The sequence below is a fragment of the Acidobacteriota bacterium genome, from assembly GCA_034211275.1.
In the GTDB taxonomy this organism is placed as follows: Bacteria; Acidobacteriota; Thermoanaerobaculia; order Multivoradales; family JAHZIX01; genus JAGQSE01.
The window spans coordinates 26547-48119 of record JAXHTF010000025.1 but is presented as its reverse complement, the minus strand read 5'-3'; the positions used below and the strand labels follow the sequence as shown (position 1 = coordinate 48119).

The following is a 21573-nucleotide window of genomic DNA, read 5'->3' as shown; positions in this document are numbered from 1 at the left end:
GACACGATGATCGACCTCAATGCCATGGGCCAGCGCGCCCAAGCCGCCAGCCGGCGCCTGGCGACCCTCACCAGCGAGCAGAAGAACGCCGCCCTGGCGGCCCTCGCCGACGGCCTGGAAGCTCACGCCGAGAGCCTCGCCGAGGCCAACCGGCAGGATCTGGAAGCAGGTCGCCAGGCCGGCCTCAGCGACGCCCTGCTGGACCGCCTGCTCCTCGACACCGGCCGCATCACCGCCCTCGCCGCCGACGTGCGCAAGGTCATCGATCTGCCGGATCCGGTGGGCAAGGAAATCGACCGCCGCACCCTTCCCAACGGCATGGAGCTGATCCGCCGGCGGGTTCCCCTGGGGGTGGTGGGAGTGATTTACGAGGCGCGGCCCAACGTCACCGTGGACATCGCCTCCCTGTGCCTGAAGACCGGCAACGCCGCCATCCTGCGGGGCGGCAAGGAGACTCTGACCACCAATCGGGCGCTGATCCGGGTGATCGCCGATGCCCTGGAGAGCGCCGGGGTACCCCGGGATGCGGTGCAGGCCATCGACGACCCGGACCGCGCCCTGGTCACCCAGCTGCTGCGCCTGGACCGCTGGGTGGACATGATCGTCCCCCGCGGCGGCGCCGGTCTGCACCAGCTGTGCAAGGAGCAGGGGACCATCCCGGTGATCACCGGCGGCATCGGCATCTGCCACATCTTCCTGGACGAGACGGCAAATCTTGAGCGCGCGGTGGACATCGTGGAGAACGCCAAGGTCCAGCGCCCCAGCGTGTGCAACGCCCTCGACACCCTGCTGGTGCATCGGGCCGTGGCGGAACAGGCCCTGCCGCCCATCGCCCAGCGGCTGGCGGCCAGCGGCGTCGAGCTGCGAGCCGACGAGACGGCACGGCAGATTCTCGACAGCGCCGGCACCGGAGCCAAGGTCGTGGCCGCCGGCGACGGCGACTTCGATCAGGAATGGCTGTCGTTGATCCTCGGCATCCGGGTGGTGGACAACCTCGACCAGGCCATCGAGCACATCCAGCAGCACAGCACCCAGCACTCCGACAGCATCCTCACCCGCAGCCAGCAGCACGCCGACCGCTTCGTCCAGGAGATCGACTCGGCGGCGGTCTATGTCAACGCCAGCACCCGCTTCACCGACGGCGGTGCCTTCGGTCTCGGTGCGGAGGTGGCGGTGAGCACCCAGAAGCTCCACGCCCGCGGCCCCATGGGCCTGGAAGAGCTCACCACCTACAAGTGGATCGGGTTGGGGGACGGACAGATCCGGGAGTAGCCACCACGGGCTGTCAGGGGGCGGGGGTGAGAGCCTCCACCAGGTCCCGGAACTGCGGATAGGAGACCGCCAGGCGCCGACGGCTGCCGGCCTCGAAGTCTTCGAATTCGAACCCCGGGGCCATGGTGGTGCCCAGCAGCGCCCAGCCCTGCCCCGCCCCGGGCAGCAGCCGCGCTCCCTGCCACACCTTCGCCGGCACCAGCACCTGGGGCCGCTGGCCAGCGGCCAAACCCATACCCAAGACCACCACCTCCCCCGAACCGTCGGGGTGGAGCTGCAGCTGCTGCACCGGGTCGCCGCCGTAGTGGTGGAAGATCTCGTCCGTGGGCAGCCGGTGGAGGGCCGAGAAGGACTCCGGGGTCACCAGGTAGTAGATGGCGGTGGAGCACGACCGGGGGCTCCCGTAGCGCCGCGGCAGCGCCTTCGGCGTCAACGTGTCGGCAGCGCGGTAGGTCTCACGGTAGAACCCTCCCTCGCCGGGCAGGGGCTCCAGACCCAAGAGCTCGATGATGTCTTCAGCGGTGGCCATAGCTGTCCTCCTCGAATCAATGCGGGCCTCCCGGGCTGCATCCGGCAGATCCCGGAGCCGATACAATACCCTCCACCGCCGCCCTTGCCACCACCCTCGGGAGATCCTTCCTCATGAGCGTCCTCTTAGCCCTCGTCATCGCCCTCGGTGCCGTCTTGCTCATGGGGACGGGCATCCTGTGGGTCGGCTTCCAGACCTTGGCTCCGGAGTTCCCGCCGCCGGAGGAATCCGGCCGAGGCCTGGGCCGCCAGCCGCTGCCGGAAGGCCTGCCCCAGCCCGTGGACCGCTTCTTTCGACAAATCTTCGGCGGTGACCAGGTGCCGGTGATGGAGACCGCCCTGGTATGGGGCCGGGGCCGCTTCCGCCTTGGCCCGCTGTGGATCCCCATGCGCTTCCGCGCCGCCTATCGCCTGGGCGACTCCTTCCACCGCCTCCTGGAGCTCACCTGGTTTGGCCGGCCGGTGATGAAGGGCAAGGACCGCTACGTGAACGGCCACGGCGAGCTGCGGGTGCGCGGCTGGGCGACCCAGGATTTCGCAGGACCGGAGGTCGACCGCGCCCAGCATCTGACCCTGTGGGCGGAGTCGGTGTGGGCACCGGCGGCCTGGGCCCTCGATCCGCGGGTCCGTTGGGAGGCGGGGGACGACGAGCACAGCGCTCGCTTGACGCTTCCCTGGCAGGACGAGGGGGACGAGCTCATGGCCCACTTCGATGCCAAGACCGGCCTGCTCCAACGCCTCACCGGCCTGCGCCACCGGGGCACCGACCCGCAGCGCAAACGCTGGGAGGTCCAACTCAAAGGCTGGCAGAGCTTCGGATCCTGGCAACCGGAAGTGCAGATCCCGGCGGTAGGCCTGGTGCGCTGGCGCGATCAGCTGAGCCCCTACGGCGTCTTCCACGTCGAGGGGGTCGAAACCAATCTCGACGTGTCGGCGTACTTGCCGGAGGAGGGGGCAGTGGAGGGGGAGGAAGCTGTCGGGAGCGTCGAGGACGAGGACGAGTAGCCTCCGGGAGCCGGCAGAGCCGGCGGATCGCGCAGAGTGAAATCCGTCATTCCCGCGAACGCGGGAGTGACGGGTGAGGTGAAACTGACGGGGGTGACAGAGGCGACGGCAGTCAAGGCGAGGTCGAGAGAGCGCTGGACGCCATAGGAAGCGACGGTGTGTTCACGACCTCCGCCCGGGGATAGAAACCGCGGGCACTCGGGGTCCCACCGGCTCTCCCGGGTTGGGCCCTTTGAACAACTCACGAGAACCATCCTCCCCTCTGATAGCTTCCACCCATGCCGGCCCACCCTCAGATCGACTCCATGAGCTCCTTCCTCCGAGATCTACCCACCAGACTCCTCCTCGTAGCCCTGCTCCTGCTCCTGGCCCTGCCCGCCGGCGCGAGCTTGGAGGACGAGCTGGGGCGCAATCAGGTGCGGGTCTTCTCTGCTCCCTATCCGCTGCAGCTGGGGGTCCACGCCGTCGACGGCGGGCTGCCGGCGCGGTTGGAGCGGCTGGGCTATGTGCGGGTGAGCCGACGGCCGGAAGAGCCCGGGGAGTACTTCTGGGGCCACGAGCGCTTCTGGATCTACCGACGATCCCACTTCGCCTTGGGCGACGAGTACGACGCTCTCCTGATGGATCTGGAGCTCGACGATGCGGGGCGCATCGAGCGCATCCTCGACCTCGACGGGGAAGAGCTCGACGCCGGCAGCCTGGGCCGCGGAGAGCTCGACGACTGGGACTCGGGGCTGTGGCTCGAGCCCGAGACCGTCGCTGAATCCCTCACCGAGCGCCGCGCCCGCCGGCGGCCCATCGAGCTCGCCCGCCTGCCGGAGCACGTCTGGCGTCCGGTGCTGGCGGCGGAAGACTCCCGCTTCTTCGACCATGCCGGCCTCGACGCCCGCGGCATCGCCCGCGCCCTGCTGGCCAACGCCCGCGCCGGCAAGGTCGTGCAGGGCGGCAGCACCATCACCCAACAGCTGATCAAGATGCGCGACTTGAGCCCCAAGCGCAGCCTCGGTCGCAAGGTCTCCGAAGCCATGCGGTCGCTGGAGCTGGAGGCCGAGTACGACAAGGAGGAAATCCTCCAGGCCTACCTCAATCACGTCTACCTGGGGCATCTGGACGGGGTCAGCATCTACGGCTACGGGGCCGCCGCCCGAGCCTATTTCTCCAAATCCGCAGCGGAGCTCAGCCTCGCCGAAGCGTCGGCCCTGGCGGCCATGATCCAGGGCCCCAACCGCCTTTCCCCGGCGCGCAACGCCGAGGCCAACCGCCGCCGCCAGCAGTGGGTCCTGGACCGCATGGAAGAGCTGGAATGGGCCTCCTCGGGAGCGGTCGCCGCCGCCCGGCGAGCCCCGGTGGCGCTGGCCCTGGATCCCCCGGCGCCGCGGGGAGACCGCCAGCTGGTGGCCTGGGTCTCGGAAGTGGTGGAAATGGAGGCGCCCCGGCGCTTCGCTGACGGCCGGGGCTTCGTGGTGGACACCACCTTCGACCCGCTGCTCCAGGCCGCCGCCGCCGACACCGTCGAAGAGCACCTGCAGCAGCTCCGCCGCAGCCACTCCCGCCTGCGCCGGGAGCCCCTCTCGGCGGCCCTGGTAACCCTCGATCTGACCACCGGCGCAGTGCTGGCGGCGGTGGCCGGCGATCCCGGAGACCGCGAGGACGCCTTCGACCGGGTGCGCAACGCCCGCCGCCAGCCCGGCTCCGCCATCAAACCCCTGGTGCTGCTGGAAGCCTTCTCGGAATGCGGCGGCGAGGATCCCCTCTACCCGGCTCGCCGGGTGGCGGATCGGCCCCTGCGCCTCGACCTGCCGTCGGGTCCCTGGGCGCCCTCCAACTTCCACCCTGGCCACCGCGGAACGGTGACCGTGCGGGAGGCCCTGGTGGACTCCCTCAACGTCCCCTTCGTGCGCATCGCCCGCCACTGCGGCTTCGAAGCCACGGCGGAGCAGGTGCAGAGCGCCGGCGTGCGACTGCCGAAGCCGCCGCCCCCCTCCTTCGTCCTCGGCGCGGTGGAGACCTCGCCCCTCGATCTAGCCCGGGCCTACAGCGTCTTCGCCCACGACGGCGAGCGCGTACGGCCCTACCCGGTGCGCCGCCTCGCCCGCCCCGCCGGCGGCCGGCTGGCCCGAGCCCGCAACGGCGAGCGCCGGGTGGTGGACGCCGCCGCCGCCTATCTGGTGCGGGATCTGCTGCGAGACGCCGTGGCCCGGGGCACCGGCCGGGCGGCGGCCCTGGAGGACATCGCCGCCTGGGGCAAGACCGGCACCTCGGACCAGCGCCGCGACGCCTGGTTCGTCGGCGGGGCCGGGAACCTGCTCACCGCGGTGTGGGTGGGGATCGACGACGGCACGCCCCTGGGCCTTACCGGGAGCCAGGCCGCCGCACCCCTGTGGCGGGACTACATGCAGCTGGCCGCCGCCAGCTACGCCCATCGGATCGAGCCACCGCCGGTGCAGATCGTCGAGCGCTGGGTGCAGACCAGCACCGGCCTCCTGGTGCGGCGCCAACGCTCCGACGCCACCCTCGAACTCTTCCGCCGCGGCGACGAACCGGACCGCCGGCGCCTGCTGCGGGCCGACCATCCGATTCCGGAGCTGCAATGAGATCTTTCCGCCCCCTCTCGACCAGCTGTTGGGCCCTTGCAGCGACCCTGCTCCTCGCCACCGGCTGCGCGCCCCAGCCCGATGCCGAGCAAGGCCCGACTCCGGAGCTTCGACGCCCCAACGTCCTGCTCCTCTCCATCGACACCCTGCGGGCGGATCACCTGGGCAGCTACGGCTACTCCCGAGACACCTCGCCGCGCCTCGACGCACTGGCCGCCGAGGGCGCCCGCTTCGAGCAGGTCTACGCACCGACACCCTGGACTCTCCCCTCCCACGCCAGCCTGCTCACCGGCGTCCACGCCTACGATCTGGGCATGCGGCACAAGAAGTCCGGCATCCCGGACGAGGCGCCGCGGCTGGCCCGATCGTTGGCGGAGGCGGGCTACGACACCGCCGCCTGGGTCGACTCCAGCCCCAACGGCTACGTCGGCGCCGACCGCGGCTTCGACCAGGGCTTCGAGCAATACCACCACGCCCCCCACGGCAAGGATCTACCGTATAAATACGACATGGCGGTGACCGCCGATCGCGCGGTGGAGTGGCTGGAAGAGCGCACCGGCGAGGAGCCCTTCTTCCTCTTCCTCCACACCAAGTCCGTGCACGCTCTGCCCCCCAACACGCCGTGCATCGACCACCGCTGCCTGCCCTACGACAAGCCCGAGCCCTACCGCTTCCGCTTCATCGCCGACGAGCAGGCCACCAGCACCTGGAAGGGACCGGAGATGGGCCAGGGGCAGCAATACCTCTGGGCCCTCAACCGCGGTTTCCTCGACGGCAGCCGTGATCCCGACGCCTTCCCGGACTCCGAGGTCGAGGTCCTCCAAGGCACCTACGACGCCGGCATCTACTACACCGACGAGCATTTCGGCCGCGTCCTCGATGCGCTGCAGCAACTGGACCTCTACGACGACACCCTCATCGTCGTGACCTCGGACCACGGCGAGGCCTTCCTGGAGCACAATCTACTGATGCACCAGGAGGTTTATGAGCAGGCGGTGTGGGTGCCGCTGATCGTCAAGCCCGCCCAGGTGGCCACCGAGGGGACCGATGCCCCGACCAGTGCCGTCCCTGCTGGAGCCGCGGAGAAGACCTCGGAGGATCCGGCGAGGAGCAGGACGAGCACTGCCACGGTGATCCCGGGCGCCGTCATCGCCGGAACCGCCGAGCTCTCCGACATCGCCCCCACCGTGCTGGAGCTCCTCAGCCTCCCCATTCCCGCCGCCGTCACCGGCCACGCCTTGTCCCTTGCCGGGCCCATGGCCGAGTCCCTTGCCGGCCCCCTCGCCGCCGACGCTCCGCTACCACCGCGGGAGGTCTTCTCCTACTACCTCTTCCCCCCCACCTTCACCTACCGCGCCTTCGCCCTGCGCCATGGTGACTACACCCTCATCCACCACAACTTCGGCGACGTCACCACCCTGCACCCGGAGATCTTCCGCAACGGCGACGATCCCTACGAGCTCACCCCCCTTGACACCCCCGAGGCCGAGACCATCCGCACCGAGCTCCTCTCCCGCCTCCGCCAACGCCTCGCCCAGCCTCCCCTCTTCGAGCCCGTGCTGGTGGAAGAGGACGAGGAGGCGATCCGCGAGCTCAAGACGCTGGGGTATATCGACTAGGGGCTAGGAGACCAACCGCAACAACCCAAACCGCGCCGGGCGGTGGAAGTCGGGGGGTGAGAGGTTCGTGGGGGACCAGGCGCTGAATTCTTCCGGGAGGCTGGGGCGCTGGCTGAAGCGCTCGGGGCGGGGGCGCTCGATGCGGTAGAAGTTGGCGCGTAGCTCAGTGGGGGGCCGGGGGTCGGGGAGGAGGCCGCGCCAGGGGAGGAGCAGGCCGGCCCACCAATCCTCCGAAGGTCCCTCATCGCTGGATGTGCCTTGGGCGGCCTCGGCAGAGGAGCCTGGGGAGACCGGGAGAGGCCCGGCGGCCCAGCGGATGCCGGGGCAGTTCCAGGACGGGTCGGTGACCAGGTCGCTACGGTCGAGGTTCGGGTTGTCCACCACGGCGTCAAAGAGCACACCCCGGGGGCTGACCTGGAATTCGAAGTAGCGTTGGGGCGCGGCGGCGCCGGGGGCGAGGAAGACTTCGACCGCTTCCTGCTCCCAAAGAGAATCGTCGCGGCGGGTGAAGTGGCTCCAAGCATCCTGGTCGGCGCAGACGAAGCGGACGTAAAGTGCTTCGGCATCCCAACAGGCCTGAACCCTCGTGGCCTGGCGGGGCGCGCCGGAGCCGTCGCTGAGGGTGAGCTCCACCGCCGCCACGGAGGACCAGGCGTCGGCGTGCCAGAGATCCTCCGCTGTCAGCCGATCCCGGAGCTCCTCCGGTACCGAGGGCAGATTCCAAACCGGGGGCGGGTTCAGCTCGTCGCGCTCTGGGTGCATGGCGACAATTTAGCCCATGGGGAAGAAAGACTCTCCCCTTTCGAAAGAAAAATGCATAAGCTTTCTCGCTTCCGGAGGTTGATCCTCCCAGGAGCTGAAGCGACGCCATGACCCAGGGATCTCTGCCGGCCTTCAATCGTCCTCCCGAGCCCCCTCCGCCTCCCGACCGGCCTCAGCCGCCGCGCCGCGCCATGGTGCCGGAGCCGCGGCATCTGAGCATTGCAGAAGAGATGGCCACCGCCGGCACTCTAGTGACCTTCTTCAGCGACGCCTTTCCTCACGAGGTCTTGCCCTGTCGGCGACCCCGCACCAGCCTCACCGGCTGGTTTCGGCGCAGGGAGTAGGAGGGGTTCAAAATCTCGAGGTCCGCAAGGCCGATTCGCCAGGGCCCCCGGATCGTCGTATACTGGGTTAGCTACAAGTTCATACTCGGGCTCCAAGGCCCGGCTGTCGAATCTGAGGAGTTTTGGACCATGAGACGCGCGCTCTTTCCCATCGCCCTGAGCCTGCTTTTCCTCGCCCTGCCCGCCACCGCCGGTGAGCCGACCATCGACGTGGCAGGGCTCTGGAATTTGCATGCGGAAACCGCCGTACCTTCCCCCGAAGGCGACGGTGTGCCGCCCATCTGCGAATTCGAAGGCACCGCCCAGATCTCCCAGGACGGTACTTCCATCAGCGGCAGCGCCGCACTGGGTTTGATCGACGGCCCGGTGGACTGCCCCATGGAGCTCGCGGCGACGGTCACCGGCGACGTGGTGGGGGACACCGTCCAGATGGGGCTGCTCATGGGCGGCAATCTGGGCACCGCCAGTTTCTCCGGTAGCGAGGGGGACTTCCCGGACACCCTCGTGGGCAATATGGACGTCTCCAGCGGTCCCTTCGCCGGGATCAGCGGCTTCTGGGACGCCACCCGCGGTGCCGCCGGCCTCGACATTCCGACGCTCGGCACGGTTGGGCTGGTCCTCCTGGTAGGACTTCTCCTCGCCGCCGCCACGGTGCTGCTGCGGCGGCGCCAAGCTGTCTGAGCAGCCTCCTAGACCCCACGATCCGACCGCAGGCGGGCCGCCTCCTCTTCCGAGGCGCCCGCCAGCAATGCCGGCACCAGCCATAGGTCCGCCGCCAGCGCCGCCAGCACCGCCAGCGCCATGAGGGCCCCGAAGCGGGCCATGGGCAGAAAGCTGGAGAGCGCACACACACCGAAGCCTGCCGTCAGCACCACACTGGTCACGAGATGCGGCCGCGCCAGCTCGTCGAGAGCTCGGCGGGCCGCTTCCGCCGTGGTCACCGGTCCCCGCAGTTCCGCCGCGGCCAGATGCCGCCGGAAGCTCCCCAGGGAGTGGAAGGTGTCGTCTACCGCCAGACCGAGCACCGCCGCGGCGATCATCACCGTGGTGGCGTCCACCTCGATGCCCAACCACCCCATGGCCCCCAACACCACCGCCACCGGCCAGAGGTTGGGCAGCAGGGCGCGCAACGCCAACCCGATGCTGTGCAACGACCCCCGCAGGATCAAAGCCACCCACAGCAAGGTGACGGCGAAGGACGTCCACAGGGTGTAGAGCAGCGCCCGGCGAGCGGAGAGCACCATGGGGTAGCGGCCGGTGATCTCGGCCTCGGCACCGGGAAAAGCTCGCAACGCCGCGGCCCGGGCTCGTTCCAAAGTCGGCTCGAGGGCGGCGTAACCGGCCATGGGCACCCATAGGGTCAGCCGCGCCCGCTGGCCATCGGCGGTGACGAAGTAGCCGAGCATGCGCTCGTGCTCGGGCACCGACCGCAGCTTGCGAAGAGCGGCCTCCCAGTCGGCTTCTGTCTCCGGATCACCGGTAGGCTGCAGATAGCGACCGATCCCGGCCACCAAGTCCCCGGCGCCGAGCACTTCCAGCACCATGGACTCCTGCAGCGGCTCTTGCCCCCGCGACTCCTGCGCCCGCAGCTCCTCCGCCAGGGCCGCCAGCGCCTGAGCGCCGGCGGGAGTGTCAAAGCGAGCCCCGTCGTCCCGGGTCAGCACCAGCTCCGCCGCCAAAACTCCCATACCCCGCTCGGTGAGCTGCTCCAATTGAGCCCGTACCGGATGCTCGGGGCGAAAATATTCGAGGAAGCCAGAGGCCATCCGGAGCCTCGGCAGGCCCGCGAGAGCCACCAGGGCCAGCAGGGCAAAGCAGACCCCCACCTGCCGCCGGTGGCGAACCACCCACGCCCCCCATGCTCGCCTCGGCAAGCTTTTCGCGGCAACCGTCTTGCGGATGCTTTCGTCCGTACCGGAGGCCCGCAGCAGCAGGGCCGGAAAGAAGCTCAAGGCCGCCACGGTCATCAACAAGAAGGCCGCCAGAGAAGCCCAACCCAGCCGCTGCACCGCCGGCACCGGCGCCAGGGCCAGGGAACCGAATCCCACAGCGGTGGTGACGCCGGTCCACACCACCGGCCAGGCCTTATGGTGGACCATGGCCCGCGCCGCGTCCGGCGCCGAGAGCCCCGCCCGGCGCTCCGTCAGGAAGCGCATCTGGAGGTGCACCGCGGTGGCCAGGGTGACCACGAAGAGCAGCGGCGCCAGGATGATGCCCACCATGTCCAGCGGCACCCCGAGCCAGCCCATGGTCCCGAAGATCACCATCTCGCAGAGCATGACCAGAGCCAGCGGCAGCAGCGCCAGCCGCCAACTGCGGAAAACGGCTCCCAGGAGCAGCACGGCGAGCACCGCGAGGAGAGGGAAGAAGATCTTCACCATCTGCAGCAGCGCCCCGTCGATGGCCCGCTCCACCACCGGCAGCCCGGCGAGGAAGGTCTCGACCCCCGGCGGTGGCTCGGCGACCAGCGCCGCCAGCTCATCCAGAGCCTGGCGCTGCTGCTTCGGCGTCAGCTTGTAGAGCGCCACCAAGACCGTCGCCACCTCGCCATCGCCGCTCACCCAGCCCGCCCGGCGGTCCACCGGGTCGTCCAGCACCTGCTGCCGGAAGGTGGCGGCCCCAAGCCGCCCCTCCGGCGGCCAGCTGTCCAAACGCCAGCCATGGTGACCGAAGAGCCCTGCCCCGTGGATCACCCCCCGCAGCCGCGCCGCCCGCTCCTCCAGCTGCCCCAGCCAGGCCAATCCCTCGGCGGTCCACAGACCGTCCCCCCGCGCCACCAAGCGCACGGCGCGGTCGCGGCCGAAGTCGAACTCCAGCTGGCGATAGCGCTCCAGGGCGTCGGCGTCGCGGACGAAGAAGACTTCAGGGGAATTGTCGAGGCCCAGCCGCAACAGCCCCGGCACCGCCAAGGCCGCGAGCAGCAGGAAGAAACCCAAGACCCGGCCGGGATGTTGGAGCAGCTCCGAGGACCATTTCTGCATGGAGAATTCCGGGGGCATGAACGCAAGCCTAGCAGCCCGGGAACCGGCTCCGAGCCTCGTCGCTGGCGAAGCTCCGGATCCCCTACCCGAGGGGGTGTTGCACTCGCTACGGGGCCCGCACACACTGGAGATCGGCCCATTTCACCGCCCCCCTCCTCACCGAGCGGATCCTCGCCATGCCGGCGGAACGCCACCCGGGGGGCAGCCACAGGGGAAGGAGTCAGAGCATGGCAGCCGCCACACCGGTCGTGATCATGGGCGCCGCAGGGCGCGACTTTCACAATTTCAATTGTCTCTTCCGGGGCGACTCCCGCTACCGGGTGGTGGCGTTCACCGCGGCGCAGATCCCCGACATCGAGGACCGTGTCTATCCCGCGAGCCTCGCCGGCGAGCTCTATCCCGAGGGCATCCCCATCCATCCGGAGGACGAGCTGGAGGAGCTGATCCGCCGCCACGGTGTGGAACAGGTCTGGTTCTCCTACTCCGACGTCTCCTACCCCTACGTCATGGAGCGGGCCAGCCGGGTCATCGCCGCGGGGGCCCACTTCGGCGTTTGCTCCATCCCCCGCACCATGCTCGAAGCGAGCTGCCCGGTGATCGCGGTCACCGCCGTGCGCACCGGCGCCGGCAAAAGCCAGACTACCCGCCACCTGGCCCAGGTGCTGCGGGACCGGGGGATCCGGGCGGTGGCGGTGCGCCACCCCATGCCCTACGGCGACCTGGCCCAGCAGGCCTGCCAGCGTTTCGCCAGCTACGAAGACCTGGATCGCCACCGCACCACCATCGAGGAACGGGAGGAGTACGAGCCCTACCTGGACCATGGGCTGGTGGTCTACGCCGGGGTCGATTACCACCAGATTCTGGAACAGGCGCAGAAAGAGGCGCAGGTGATCCTGTGGGACGGCGGCAACAACGACGCCTCGTTCTATCGTCCGGACCTGCAGATCACCGTCCTCGATCCTCACCGCGCCGGCGACGAGACCAGCTACTACCCCGGCGAGAGCAATCTGCTGATGGCGGACGTGCTGGTGATCAACAAGGTGGATACGGCCCCGGAGGAAGGCCTTCAAGCGGTGCTGGAAAGCTGCCGGCGCCTCAACCCCGACGCCGAGGTGCTGCAATGCCGTTCCAAGATCACCGTCGCCGAGCCGGAGAAGATCCGCGGCAAGCGAGTGGTGGTGGTGGAGGACGGCCCCACCCTCACCCACGGCGGCATGAGCCGGGGCGCCGGCTGGTACGCCGCCCGCCAGGCCGGCGCCGCCGAGATCGTCGATCCCCGCCCCTACGCGGTGGGCTCCATCGCCGAAACCTACGAGAAATACCCCAACGCCACCGGCATCCTCCCCGCCATGGGCTACAGCGAGGCCCAGATCGCCGACTTGCTGGCGACCCTGGAAGCGGTGCCCGCCGACGTCATCGTCGAGGGCACCCCCATCGAGCTACGGCGGCTCATCGAGCCCTCCAAGCCCATCGCCGACGTGCGCTACGACCTGGAAGAGGTGGAGCCCGGGCGGCTGGAGGCGCGGGTGGAGGAAGTACTGGCCGGGTTAGGAGGATCCTGAGGTTCCTCCACCAACCGCCGCAGACGCTCCAGATAGGGTTCGTCCCGGGGCCGGCCCCAGCGGCTGAGCAAGGCCATCAAAAGCCGAGCCGGCCACGGAATGCCGGTGCGCGAGAGGTCGATCTCCTGCCGCAGCCGGGTGCCGTCGCCGCGAGCCTCCAACCGATAGGATTCGACGGTGGGGCGCTCATGGGGACCGGCCTCGTCCCATAGCCGGATGGCCAGCTCCACGGGGGGCTTGGCCAGCTCTACCCGTGCCCGCAGCTCGGTGTCCCGACCGGACATGCGGTAGATGAGCTCGTACTCTTCCCCCGCTTGCAGCTCTCCCGATGCCGCGCGATCGATGGCCACCAGCTTGGGATTCCACCGCGCCATGCGCAGAGGATCCGCCACCCAGGGCCAGACCCGTTGCGGCGGCGCCGCGATGCGCACTTCAAAACGCAGCTTCATCAGAGCGACCAGCCGTCAAGCCCGGCGCCGCGCCGCCGCCTCTTCCAACATCTCCCGCACCACCCCACGCAACACCCCCAACGCCTCCCGCCGCTCCTCCGGCAGCTCATTCAAATACTCGTCGACGGTCTCCGCTTGGGACTTCATCCGGCGTTCGGCACCAGCGCCACGATGCGCACCGGGCCACCGGAGCCGCCGGCGATCTTCATCGGCAGGGCTAGGACCCAGGCACCGGTGGCGGGGAGTTGGTCGAGGTGGGCGACGTTTTCCAGGCCGGCGACGTCGGCGGCGGCGGCGATTTGGTGGACGATGAAGTCGGTGGAGGGGCCGTGGTCGATGCTCGCCGTGTCGACGCCGAGGGCGGCGACGCCGCGCTCCTCGACCAAAATGCGGGCAGCGTCCTCTCCATAGGACGGAAAATGCAGGTTGGACGCGTCGCCGGGGGTGTCGTCACCAAAGTAGCGCAGGCGGTCCGGCCAGCGCTCGCCCCAGCCGGTGCGCAGCAGCACGAGGGCGCCTGCGGGCACGGGACCATGGGTAGCCTCCCAGGCAGCGACATCTTCGGCGCTGAGGCGATAGTCGGGATCCGCCGCCGCCTTCTCCGCTACGTCCACCACCACCGCCGGCCCCATCAGGCGATCGAGGGGAATCTCTTCCGCGGTCTGGTGGCCTTCGCCGAAGTGGATGGGAGCATCCAGGTGGGTGCCGCCGTGCTCCGGAGTGCAGAAGGAGTTGGCGGAGTAGAAGTAGCCGCCGTCGTCGGCGCCGCCGTGGACCGGCCCGTAGTGCAGCTGCTCGAGCTCGAAGGCCGACGGAGAGGTGGGCCAGTAGAGGGTGTTCTGGTCAAAGGCGTAGGTCAGATCCACCACCTGCACGCCGGAAAGATCCAGCGGCGGACGAGGTTCCCGGGCTGCCTCGGCGGCAGATTCCGCCCCCTGAGAAGCCCCCTGGGAATCCGGGGTCGAATCGGAAGCGGGCGCACAGGCACCGAGGACGAGACCGAGGAAGGCGACCAGGGTCAGAGCGAGCCAGCCGGACCGCAGGGCCTGGGCACGAGGACGACGAAGGGACGGAGCGGCGCGCCGAGCACCGGGGGCGACGAGCTGAGACATGAGAGCAGCCTCCTCTTCTGGACGAAGATTGCGGTTCTTGGAGCCACCATCCTATCCCCGCAGCCGCCTCCCGTAGCAGCCACGGTCTGCTAGCGCGTTTTCTACAAGCCCTTGGGGAGTCTCTTCCCATCACCGGCGGCCAGCCACCGCAACGAGGGGCTCCCTGCGCCCTGGGGCGGCTTGTGCCGTTCTGGCATCTTTGTTGCACTGAACTATGGGGCCATGATCAAGGCGCACTATCAACTCCCGCTGCTGCTGCTCTCCATCGCCCTGCTGGCGGTCGGCCTGGTGGTGCTGTCGGGCTACGGTGCGTGGAAGTATGTGACCCGCGAGGATTCCTCTACCGAAATCCGCTGGTCGGAACCCGCGCAGGATGCCGCACCGGCTGCCGAGACCACCCCCTCGTCGCCGGCGGGCTCCGCCGTGGAGCGGAGCGGACCCCGCCAAGCGGTGGCGGTCCCTGCGGCGCAGCGCCAGCGCCTGGCCCAGGAGAGCGAAACGCCGAGCTCGTCCCCGGCGCGGCGCAGCGACGTGCCCCCGGATACCGCCACCGCGGCTCTCGAGCTGGCCCAACGCCAGCTCCTCATCCCGGTGCGCGGCATCGAGCCCGACGAGCTGTGGGACACCTACCCGGATCCCCGCAGCGGCGGGCGAGTGCATCAAGCGCTGGACATCATGGCCCCCCGGGGCACGCCGGTGCTGGCGGCGGACGACGGCCAGGTCGCCCAGCTGCTGAGCAGCAAGCTGGGAGGCATCAGCCTGTACCTCTACGACGCCAGCCAGAGCTATTGCTTCTATTACGCCCACCTGGATCGCTATGCCGACGGGCTGGAAGAGGGCGACACCATCCGCCGGGGCGACGTGTTGGGTTATGTCGGCTCCACCGGCAACGCTCCCAACCATGCCCCTCACCTGCACTTCTCCATCCACATCCGCAACGAGGAAGGCCGCTGCTGGCGCAGCGAGACGGTCAATCCCTTCCCCATCCTGCGCTACGCCGGCGTCGGTGCGAAATAGCCCGCGCGAAGTAGTCGTCAGCCGGACGCCGGGGCCAGCGGGAAAAGCTCGGCGAGCACCCGCCCCAGGCGCCGGCGCCAGGCTCCCCAGCCGTAGCTGTCGAGCATCTCTCCGCCGCTGACGGCATAGCCCTCACCGCGCAGCAGCCGCTCCAGCTCCCGGGATTCCTCCCCCACGTCCATCCCCCGATCTACCATGCGGACGTCGTGGCGATTCCAGTCGAGATAGAAACGCACCGCCGCGGGCTCTCCCTGACGAATCATGCGCTCCAACTCCTCCCGGGCCCCCAGGCTCAGGGACGGGCTTTGCATCACCGCATGCCCGAAGAGCTCGGGATAGCGCAGAGCTACGTAGGCGCTGCTCAAACCGAAATAGCGCAGACCCAGCTGGGCTCGGTGGGAGGGTCCAGGGAGGATGCGGTATCGGCGCTCCAGCTCCGGCAGCAGCTCCTCCGCCACCATGCGTGCATACTCCGCGGTGCGGGTTCCTCCGGCCTCCAGCCACCAGGCGTTCCCAGCCGGCACGAAGGCCACCACCATCGGCTGCACCTCGGCTCCCACCACCTCATCCAAGGTCTGGACCATCTCTCCCCGCTCGAGCCAGGCGCGGCCGTCGTGCACCACCAGCAGCGGGTAGCGATCGTCGCCCTCGCCATGAGCCGGCGGCAACCAGACCTGGATCTCTTTGTCCCCTTCGAGGTGGGTGCTGGGGAGCAGGAAGGTCTCCATCCGTCCCCGAGGCTCCGCCGGCGGCTCCGGCAGCGCCCCCCCGGGGTACTTGTCGGAAACTAGCTCCGAGACAGTTCCCCGGCCGCCCACGGGAGGCAGCTGACGGGGATTCTTGGGATCCGCCTGCCAATCCTCGAAGTCGACCTGGAAGCGATACTCCCACCGCAACCCCGGCTCCAGCTCCAGGGTGGTGTAGAAGAGATCGGTGCCCGCCAAGCGCTCCAGGGGCCGACGGGCCTGGGCGTCGAGCATGGAGCCCGACAGCGCCACCTCCTGGGCATCCCCGCGATAGAGGAAGTGCACCCGCTCGCTCCCATCGGAAGAGCTCTCGACAATGGGCAGGGTGGAATGTTTTTCCCACAGCTCGTCGACCACCTTCTGGGGATCCTCGGCGGCTTCAGCACGACTGAGCCAGGTCGCCAGCTGGCCCTCTTCGGAGCCCTCCCCGGCCTCGGCGGTGCCCGCGACCTCGGCCGCTGCAGACCCGGCGCTGCGGGTCACCGACACCGCCGCCAGCTCTTCGAGATTGCGCACCAGGATCCGGCCGCCGGCGAAGCTGGGCCAGGTCAGGGCGCTACCGCTCAGGGCCTGCACCCGCGCCTTCTCCCGATAGCCCTCGGGGGTCGCTTCCGCCACCACCACGTGGCCGTGGGAGCCGTAGATCACCAGGTGATCCTGCACCAGGATCAGACCGCTGCCGCCGGGGGGCCGGGAACGCCAGACCCGCTCGCCGCTGGCGGCGTCGACGCAGGTGAGGATCTGCCCGCGATAGCCGTAGAGGTAGCCCTGGTGGTAGACCGGTGGCGGATAGGAGCGGCCGAGGGCGGTGGTGCGGTAGAGTTCTTCCACCCGAAACGGATGCTCGCCGCCCTCCTCGTTGGCGGCCACCCGATACGCGATGAAACCACCGCCGCCGGGGACCAGGAAGCGATCTTCGCCCATGGTGCTGGGCACCGTGTCACCGGAGGCCTGACCCTCCTCCAAAGGCAAGGTCCACAGCTCCTCGCCGGTCTCCGCCGCCAGACCGCTGATCTCGCTCTGGGTGGCGGTGACGATCTGCAGCCGGCCGGCGAGACTCATGGCCACCGGCGATTGGTGGGTGACCTTGCCGTCACCGTGGCTCCAGCGAAGAGAGCCGTCGGCGGTGTCGAAGGCGAGCATGGAGCGGCCCTCGTTGCCACCGCCTTGCACCAACAGCGTCTCCCCCGCCAGCACCGGCGTAGTGACGAAGCCGAAGTCCGGCTGCTGGCCACCGTGAGCCTGGTCTAACCGCACTTCCCACAGGATCTTTCCGTCCGCCAGGGCGAGGGCCCGCAGAATCCCCCTCGGGGCCAGTACGTAGACCCGACCGTCGCCGAGCACCGGCGTGCTCAGCGGGCCGTCGTGGGCGCCGTTGCGCCCTGGGAAGGTGGCGTCCTGGGCTACCCGCCACAGCTCCTCGCCGCTGGCTAGGTCGAAGGCGGCGACCCAATCGACGCCATCGCGACTGTAGGCGGTGACCGCCCGATCACCAGCGGCGGTGATGCCCGAGTAGCCGGAGCCCAGAGGCACCCGCCAGGCCAACTCCAGTCCCAGACCTTCGCCTTCGAAGATCTCCGCCTCGGCCCGGCCATCCTGGAGGGGGCCGCGCAGGTGGGGCCAATCTGCCGAGGCAGCAAGGGGAGCCGCGGAGAGGATCACTGCGGAGAGCGTCCCGGCGAAAAGCAAGGCGAGAACGAAGCAGCGGGAGCGGCTCATGATGGTCTCCTCATTCTTCCCAGCGCGAGGCTGGGCGATTCTGCCGTACCAGACCCTGAGGTCGGTGGCCGGCGGCCGATTTTCGGTGTCTCCGAGCACCGATACGCAGCGCAGCAGCGGAAGTTCTTCCCGCACCCCCGGACCGCTGAGCCCGCTGGCGCTCAGCCGAGGAGCCGGCGAGCCAGCGCCGAGGTCAGCACCCCCTGGGGATCACAGCGTTCCTTGAGCTCGGCAAAGCGCTTCAGCTGACCGTCGTGGAAGGTGGCGCGGTAGAGCTCCGCCGGCAGGGCGGCGTCCTTGGCGGGGTAGAACCGGCCGCCGGCTTCCACCACCGGTTCGGAGATCTCCCGCACCAGATCCCACAGCTTGGCGCGGTTGCGCCGGGTGACGGGAAAATCCAAAGCCAGAGAGAAGCCATCCACCCCGTGCCCCAGGAGGAAGGGATCCGGGCGATGGCGCTTGAGTACCGCCAGGAAGGACGGCATGCGCCGGCGCCGGCAGATCTCCAGCTGGCGCTGGAAGACCTCGTGGGCCCGGTCCACCGGCACGAAGCTCTGATGCTGGATCAGTCCCCCCGGCAGATAGGCGCGCTTCCAGCCGGGCACATAGTCGAGGAGAAAGGAGAAGGCGGCCAGAGACTGCCGGTACACGGCACCGTTCTCGCGGGTCCGGGCATGGTACGCCTTGGCCCGGTTGACCCAGGCCATGCCCGGGCGGTTGGTCCACGGCTTCATCAGCCGCCACATGATGGAGCGCGGCACCAGGCCGAAGAAAGTCTCCGGTAGGTCTTGGGCCTCCACCCGCAGGGTCTGGGCCGGCAGCGCGTCCTCCTCCGCCGTCAAATGGCGGGCCAGGTGCAACTGTCCCCGGCCCAGGCTCTTGCCCCGGGCGAAGGCGTCGATCCACCCCACGACGTATTCGTGATCGTCCTTGGCGTCGTCCGCCAACCGCAACATCTCCTCCAGGTTGCGGGCCGCCAGGGCCTCGACCTCCACCAGCCCCGACTCCACCTTCTTCAGCTGCCAGCGCACCCGGGTCACCACCCCCAGCTGACCGAAGGAGCCGATGACCCCGTGGAAGAGCTCTTCATCCATCTCCGGCGAGACGGTGCGCAGCTTGCCCGAGGGCAGCATGACGTCCAGATCCAGGCAGTGATCGCCGATGGTGCCGGCGCGCCAATTGTTCTTGCCGTGGATGTTCATCGCCAGGCAGCCACCGAGGGTGGGGTGCATGGTGCCGGAGACCACCGACGGCCACCAGCCGTCCCCCAGGGCGTAGCGCCAGACGTCCCGCAGCGACACCCCGGGCTCCGCTTCGAGGATTCCTTCCTCCGGATCCCACGACAGAATGCGCCGGAAACGCTGCAGGTCGAGGATCATCGCCTCCGGGCAGAAGGCGGCGTCACCGTAGCTGCGCCCGGCGCCGCGCAGGGTCACCGGCGCCCCGCGCTCGCCGGCCAACAGCAGCAGCTCGCGCACCTGATCCAGGGTCGACGGCTGGAAGACGTAGCCCGGAGCCTGCGTCGCCATGCCCCACCCCGGCACCCAATCGAGACGATCCATGCCGAAGGCGCGCAGGCGCGGATCCTCCGGTTCTTGACTCTCGGCGTCGAGATCCGGCCAGGAGAACATGGTGTCCCACTCCGCCTCCTCCGAGGCCGCGGCCTCCGGATCCAGGGCAGCGGGCAGCGTGCGGGACAAAGCCTCGTCATCGGCGGGCAGGGTTTCGGAGAGGGGATCCTCCAGCTCCGCCGGAGTCCGGGCGAGCAGAGCTTCCCCGGCGGGGAGGGTCTGGGACAAGAGGTCGACGCCGGCGGGCAGGGTCTGGGAGAGGGGATCCTCCACTCCCTCCTCCGAGGACTCCGCGACGTTCCTCACGGAGGTCTCGTCGGCGAGGGGCTCCTTGGGAGTGTCTTCGGCCACGGCCTAGACCTTGAGACGGCGGAAGATGAAGGAGGGGATGGAGCGGATGACCCAGCTCACCAACCGCCAGCGGCCGGGCACGTAGGCGGTGTGAACGCCGCGACGGGCCTTGGTGAGGATGATCTCCGCCGCCCGATCCGCGCTCACCTCCCAGAACATGCCCTTCATGTCGGCGGTCATGGGAGTCTCTACGTAGCCGGGTTTGATGGTCACCACCTTGACGCCGCGGCGGGCGACGCGGTTGCGCAAGGCTTCGAGGAAGATGGCCAGGGCGCCCTTGGAGGTGTTGTAGGCGGGATTGCCGGAGCGGCCGCGGTCGCCGGCGATGGAGCCAATGCCCACAATCGTGCCGCTGCCCAGCCGGCGAAAGCGTGAGGCTGCGGCGTTGAGCCAACCCATGGCCCCCAGCAGGTTGACCTGGATGGTGTGAACGTCCTTGGCGGTGTCGTACTCCTCGAACTCCACCGGATGCATCACGCCGGCGGCGTAGATCACCAGGTCGAGGCCCCCGAGGGTCCGGGGCACTTCCTCGAAGATCCGCGGCACCTCCTGCCAATGGCGGACGTCGTGGGGCACCGGAAAGGCGCGCTCCTCGCCGCACAGCTCGTTGATCTCGCCGGAGATGCGCTCCAGCTCGTCTCGGCGGCGGGCCACCATCACCACCTTGCAATCCGCCACCGCCAGCCGGCGGCACAGGGCCTCGCCGATACCCGACGAGGCACCGATGACCAGAGCGTGATGAAACTCGCGTTTGCTCACGGCTGCTCCTCCCCCTTTCGGACGCCCGGCCAGATGCCCACCTGCTCGCGGCCGGTGGAGTCGGCGGCGCCGTGGAACATCCCTTCGGTATTGAATTCGATGGCCAGCGAGCCGTCGGCGCCGACGGCGATGAGGCCGCCGTCCCCGGGCTCCAGCTCCTGGTGGATCATCGCCCGGGCGGCCTGCTCCAGGCTCTCGCCGCCGTATTCCATGCGCGCCGCCACGTTGCGCGCCACGGTGTGCTCGATGAACCGCTCCCCGTGGCCGGTACAGCTGACGGCGGCGCTGGCGTTGCTGGCGTAGGTGCCGGCACCGATCACCGGCACGTCGCCGATACGCCCGAAGCGTTTGTTGGTCATGCCGCCGGTGGAGGTCGCCGCCGCCAGGTTGCCGTGGCGATCCAGCGCCACCGCGCCGACGGTCCCACGGTAGCCCTCGCCGCCGTCCCCATTCGCAGCTGGCACGTTCTCGCCGGCCGATGCTTCATCGGCTCCTTCAGCAGCCTCTTGTTGCTCCCGCTCCACCGCCCGCTGCCATTGATCGTAGCGCCGCTGGACGAAGAAGTACTCCGGTTCCACCCGCTCCACGTCCATCTGGTCAGCAAAGGCCTCGGCGCCGTCGCCGGCGAAAAAGACGTGGCGGCTGGAGTCCATCACCCGCCGCGCCAGGGTGATGGGGTGGCGCACGGTGCGCAGACCGGTGACGGCGCCGCAGGCGAGATTGGAGCCGTCCATGATCGCCGCGTCCATCTCGTTCTCACCGGCGCTGGTGAACACCGAGCCGCGGCCGGCGTTGAACAGCGGATCGTCCTCCATGACGCGGATCACCGCCTCCACGGCGTCGAGACTGGTGCCCCCGGATTCGAGAATCGTCCGCCCCTCGTCCAGCGCCCGGCGCAGGGACTCCTGATAGCGCGGCTCGTCCTCGGCGCTCACCGAGGCGCGCAGGACCCCGGCACCGCCGTGGATGGCGAGGGCCCACTCCACCGCCGAAGCGGTGGACGGCTCCGCGCCCTCGGCGCTGCTTGCCTCGGAGGAGACCTCGTCGGAGGCGGCCCCACTGGAAGGTCCTGGCGAGCAGGCAGCGAGCCCCAGCAACAGCGAGAGCAAGAAAACGAAAGCGAAGCGTTGGATCAGATCGCGCATCGAGGCTCCTAGCATGGATGGGGAAGCAATTTCGCCC

At 69.3% G+C, this 21573-nt stretch carries 17 protein-coding genes and 1 pseudogene; 8 read left to right on the top strand and 10 right to left on the bottom strand.

The genetic code is table 11. The features are described from left to right. Positions 1-6 precede the first annotated feature (6 nt). Complete coding sequence (locus tag SX243_06775; GenBank protein ID MDY7092659.1) at positions 7-1272, top strand: glutamate-5-semialdehyde dehydrogenase; 1266 nt, start codon at positions 7-9, stop codon at positions 1270-1272. 13 nt (positions 1273-1285) lie between these two features. On the opposite strand, the gene SX243_06770 is transcribed toward SX243_06775, so the two are convergent. Continuing rightward, on the bottom strand, positions 1286-1801 hold the full coding sequence (locus tag SX243_06770; GenBank protein ID MDY7092658.1) for a cupin domain-containing protein: 516 nt from the start codon (positions 1799-1801) through the stop codon (positions 1286-1288). Positions 1802-1914: 113 nt separating this feature from the next. On the opposite strand from SX243_06770, the gene SX243_06765 reads away from it, so the two are divergent. The 3 genes from SX243_06765 (at position 1915) to SX243_06755 (ending at position 7018) form a co-directional block, all read left to right on the top strand. Beyond that, positions 1915-2805, top strand: a complete 891-nt coding sequence (locus SX243_06765; GenBank protein MDY7092657.1) for a DUF6544 family protein — start codon at positions 1915-1917, stop codon at positions 2803-2805. 305 nt (positions 2806-3110) lie between these two features. Then, entirely contained in the window at positions 3111-5399 is a 2289-nt protein-coding gene (locus SX243_06760; protein ID MDY7092656.1) for a transglycosylase domain-containing protein, read from the top strand. Further along, positions 5396-7018 carry a sulfatase gene (locus tag SX243_06755; protein ID MDY7092655.1) on the top strand — a complete coding sequence of 541 codons (1623 nt, stop codon included), beginning with the start codon at positions 5396-5398 and terminating at the stop codon, positions 7016-7018. The genes SX243_06760 and SX243_06755 overlap by 4 nt, the downstream gene beginning before the upstream one ends. A 3-nt stretch (positions 7019-7021) precedes the next feature. On the opposite strand, the gene SX243_06750 is transcribed toward SX243_06755, so the two are convergent. Beyond that, complete coding sequence (locus SX243_06750; GenBank protein MDY7092654.1) at positions 7022-7780, bottom strand: carbohydrate-binding family 9-like protein; 759 nt, start codon at positions 7778-7780, stop codon at positions 7022-7024. Positions 7781-8019: 239 nt separating this feature from the next. On the opposite strand from SX243_06750, the pseudogene SX243_06745 reads away from it, so the two are divergent. Continuing rightward, positions 8020-8124, top strand: a pseudogene (locus SX243_06745) (2OG-Fe(II) oxygenase). Between the two features lie 129 nt (positions 8125-8253). Then, positions 8254-8805: an IPTL-CTERM sorting domain-containing protein gene (locus SX243_06740; protein MDY7092653.1), complete on the top strand. Its 552-nt coding sequence runs from the start codon at positions 8254-8256 to the stop codon at positions 8803-8805. 8 nt (positions 8806-8813) lie between these two features. Here the strand turns inward: SX243_06740 and SX243_06735 are convergent, their stop codons facing one another. Continuing rightward, a complete protein-coding gene (locus SX243_06735; GenBank protein MDY7092652.1) occupies positions 8814-11123 on the bottom strand; it encodes an MMPL family transporter in 2310 nt (769 codons plus the stop codon). A gap of 209 nt (positions 11124-11332) precedes the next feature. Here SX243_06735 and SX243_06730 point away from each other — a divergent pair, with 209 nt between their 5' ends. Further along, positions 11333-12667: a cyclic 2,3-diphosphoglycerate synthase gene (locus SX243_06730; GenBank protein ID MDY7092651.1), complete on the top strand. Its 1335-nt coding sequence runs from the start codon at positions 11333-11335 to the stop codon at positions 12665-12667. Here the strand turns inward: SX243_06730 and SX243_06725 are convergent. The 3 genes from SX243_06725 to SX243_06715 are packed head-to-tail and all read right to left on the bottom strand — an operon-like array spanning position 12589 to position 14228. Next, on the bottom strand, positions 12589-13116 hold the full coding sequence (locus SX243_06725) for an SRPBCC family protein (GenBank protein ID MDY7092650.1): 528 nt from the start codon (positions 13114-13116) through the stop codon (positions 12589-12591). The genes SX243_06730 and SX243_06725 overlap by 79 nt on opposite strands. A gap of 15 nt (positions 13117-13131) precedes the next feature. Further along, the gene (locus SX243_06720; protein MDY7092649.1) at positions 13132-13263 is read right to left on the bottom strand and encodes a hypothetical protein; all 132 of its coding nucleotides are present in this window, start codon (positions 13261-13263) and stop codon (positions 13132-13134) included. Further along, the gene (locus SX243_06715; protein MDY7092648.1) at positions 13260-14228 is read right to left on the bottom strand and encodes a cyclase family protein; all 969 of its coding nucleotides are present in this window, start codon (positions 14226-14228) and stop codon (positions 13260-13262) included. Before SX243_06715 ends, SX243_06720 begins: the two co-directional genes overlap by 4 nt. Positions 14229-14450: 222 nt before the next feature. Here SX243_06715 and SX243_06710 point away from each other — a divergent pair, with 222 nt between their 5' ends. Then, positions 14451-15245 carry a peptidoglycan DD-metalloendopeptidase family protein gene (locus tag SX243_06710; GenBank protein MDY7092647.1) on the top strand — a complete coding sequence of 265 codons (795 nt, stop codon included), beginning with the start codon at positions 14451-14453 and terminating at the stop codon, positions 15243-15245. 17 nt (positions 15246-15262) lie between these two features. On the opposite strand, the gene SX243_06705 is transcribed toward SX243_06710, so the two are convergent. From SX243_06705 to SX243_06690, 4 genes are all read right to left on the bottom strand, one after another. Further along, complete coding sequence (locus SX243_06705; protein ID MDY7092646.1) at positions 15263-17710, bottom strand: PQQ-binding-like beta-propeller repeat protein; 2448 nt, start codon at positions 17708-17710, stop codon at positions 15263-15265. 161 nt (positions 17711-17871) lie between these two features. Beyond that, positions 17872-19632 carry an FAD-binding oxidoreductase gene (locus SX243_06700; GenBank protein ID MDY7092645.1) on the bottom strand — a complete coding sequence of 587 codons (1761 nt, stop codon included), beginning with the start codon at positions 19630-19632 and terminating at the stop codon, positions 17872-17874. Between the two features lie 3 nt (positions 19633-19635). Further along, positions 19636-20391 carry an SDR family NAD(P)-dependent oxidoreductase gene (locus SX243_06695; protein MDY7092644.1) on the bottom strand — a complete coding sequence of 252 codons (756 nt, stop codon included), beginning with the start codon at positions 20389-20391 and terminating at the stop codon, positions 19636-19638. After that, a complete protein-coding gene (locus SX243_06690; GenBank protein MDY7092643.1) occupies positions 20388-21536 on the bottom strand; it encodes an isoaspartyl peptidase/L-asparaginase in 1149 nt (382 codons plus the stop codon). The genes SX243_06695 and SX243_06690 overlap by 4 nt, the downstream gene beginning before the upstream one ends. Positions 21537-21573: the final 37 nt, after the last annotated feature.